This is a genomic window from Streptomyces sp. NPDC004561 (assembly GCF_053602155.1).
Genome location: NZ_JBSGDB010000809.1, coordinates 1 through 2,266, shown reverse-complemented (window position 1 = coordinate 2,266; position 2,266 = coordinate 1). Strand labels below are relative to the sequence as shown.

2 protein-coding genes and 1 pseudogene are annotated in these 2,266 nt (G+C 68.7%); 2 read left to right on the top strand and 1 reads right to left on the bottom strand.

Features of this window, described 5'->3' with window-relative positions:
• Positions 1-316: pseudogene (locus ACWEN3_RS45570) on the top strand (hypothetical protein); the annotation flags it as partial.
• On the opposite strand, the gene ACWEN3_RS45565 reads toward ACWEN3_RS45570, so the two are convergent.
• Positions 275-874 (bottom strand): tetratricopeptide repeat protein, encoded by a 600-nt coding sequence (locus tag ACWEN3_RS45565; RefSeq protein ID WP_452984223.1) that lies wholly within the window; start codon positions 872-874, stop codon positions 275-277. The pseudogene ACWEN3_RS45570 and the gene ACWEN3_RS45565 overlap by 42 nt on opposite strands.
• Before the next feature lie 202 nt (positions 875-1,076).
• Here ACWEN3_RS45565 and ACWEN3_RS45560 point away from each other — a divergent pair, with 202 nt between their 5' ends.
• On the top strand, positions 1,077-2,195 hold the full coding sequence (locus ACWEN3_RS45560; protein WP_452984222.1) for a glycosyltransferase: 1,119 nt from the start codon (positions 1,077-1,079) through the stop codon (positions 2,193-2,195).
• Positions 2,196-2,266: the final 71 nt, after the last annotated feature.

Sequence of the window (2,266 nt, the reverse complement as noted above, 5' to 3'; positions counted from 1 at the left end):
CTCGCTCGCGGTCCTCCGCACTCACATCCGTCAGCGCGGTCAGACGGGCGCGCAGTCGGTCGGCAGCCTCCTTCCGATAGCGGGGCAGGAGTTCCCGCGCCCGGCGCCCCGCCCGTCGTTCAGCGTGCTCGGCCACGGCAACTGGCTGCGGGCCGGCCTCGCCCCGCTGCCGCCGTGGGACGACCAACTGTCGGCCGCCCTGAGGGCACCGGGGTTCGCCGCCCTGGCCGAGGCGGCGAACCGGCGTACCCGGCACGCCCGGGGCGCCCTGCACTCAGGGGCGCACGGCGTCCCGGAAGGGCTCCGGGACCTGTGAGAGAAGGCTGCGGTCGATCGTGACCGCACGACGGAACGCCTCCCTGGCCTCGTCGTCGCGGTCGCGGCCCGACAGCAGCAGGCCCAGTTGCAGTTGGACCGTCGCCGCCTTCGTGTTGACTGCAGCGGCACGCTTGAGGAGTTCGATGGCCCGGCCGGGATCACTCGACTTCAGCATGTACGCCTCGCTGTAGAGGGCGGACGTGAAGCGCGGATCGGCTTCGAGGGCCTTGTCGAAGTCCTCCCGGGCCTCCGCCGTCCTGCCGTAGCTCTGATCGATGAGCCCGATGCCGTACCAGGCCTGTTTGTTCTTTGGGTCCACTTCCAGAACGCGCCGGTAGTCTTCGGCCGCTCCCATGAAGTCCTGGCGCATCTGGAGTTGAAGGGCCGACTGCAGAAGCGTGTTCACCGATTTGGTGTCCCGGTTGGTGCCCCGGACGACCGAAACGGATTTGGATTCCGACGGCCCCGGCGAGGGGGAATGAACCGCCCAGACGGTCACCCCGGTGGCGACCGTCACCGCGGTGACGATTCCTGCCCACAATGTCGAACGTTTCACTTTGTCACTCTTCGTGGAAGATGGCGAACAGGTGGAGTTGGGCTGTCACGGATGGTCGCCCCCGACGTTACGAGTCCGCGTTCACGGTGCCGCCTTTCGGCAGGCGCCGGGGTCGTTCAGACCACTCGAATGCACGATCCGCGAGAACGGTTTCGGCCCCGCCTCTTTGCCTGGCCCTCACCGGCTCGATTGGATGAGGGCCGTGAAGTCAACGGTCTGTCTGAACATGATCGTCAAGGACGAGGCCCATGTGATCCGGCGGTGTCTGGAGTCCGTACGGCCCCTGATCGACACGTGGGTCATCGTGGACACCGGTTCCTCCGACGGCACGCAGGACGTCATCCGCGAGGTCTACGGCGATCTGCCCGGCGAGCTGTACGAGCGGCCCTGGAAGGGATTCGACGGCAGCCGCACCGAGGCGATCGAACTCGCCCGCGACGCCGCCGACTACCTGCTCTTCATGGACGCCGACGACATGATGGAGGTGGGGCCCGGCGCCCGGATGCCGGAGCTGGGGCTCGACGCCTACCAGCTCAACGTCAGGAACGGCACCTCCATGTACACGCGCCGCGCCCTAGTCTCGACCCGGCTGCCCTGGCGCTACGTCGGCGTCCTGCACGAGTTCATCGACTGCGGAAGGCAGTACAGCCTCGGAACGCTGGGAGGCGCCACCATCGTCATCATGGGCGGCGGGGGACGCAGCAAGGGCAGGAGCCTGCGGGAGAAGTACCTGGCGGACGCCGAGACCCTCCAGCAGGGACTGCTCAAGGAGCCGGACAACGCGCGCTATGTGTTCTACCTGGCGCAGACCTGGGGCGACGCCGGTGAGCCGGAGAAGGCGATCGAGGTCTACGACCGACGGGCGGACATGGGCGGCTGGGAGGAGGAGATCTTCTGCTCCCGCCTGTACGCCGCGCAGTTCGCCGCTGAGCTGAAGCGGCCGCCCGCCGAGGTGATGAACCGCTACCTCGCCGCGCACGAGAGCCGCCCCACGCGGGCCGAGGCGCTCGGCGAACTCGCGCGCTGGTGCCGTCTCAACGGGCAGCGCTGGCCGCTCGCCCACATGTTCGCGCGAAAGGCGGTGGCCACCCCGTATCCGAGCGGCGACCAGCTCTTCATCCAGTCGGACTGGTACGCCTGGCGCGCACTCGACGAACTCGCCGTGTCCGCCTACTGGGTCGGGGAGTACGAGGAGTCGCAGGACTGCTGCGAACGCCTGCTGGCGGGCGGCAAGCTGCCCGACGAGCACCGTGACCGCGTTCTCGAGAACCTGGAGTTCGCGCGGCGCCACGTGCGCGCGAAGGATTTCGCACTGGTCTGAAGCCGCGCGGGTCCGGCCGCAAAAGGCGCGGCAGCGGCAGCGCAGGCAGCGCGCGGTGGCGCTTCCCAGCA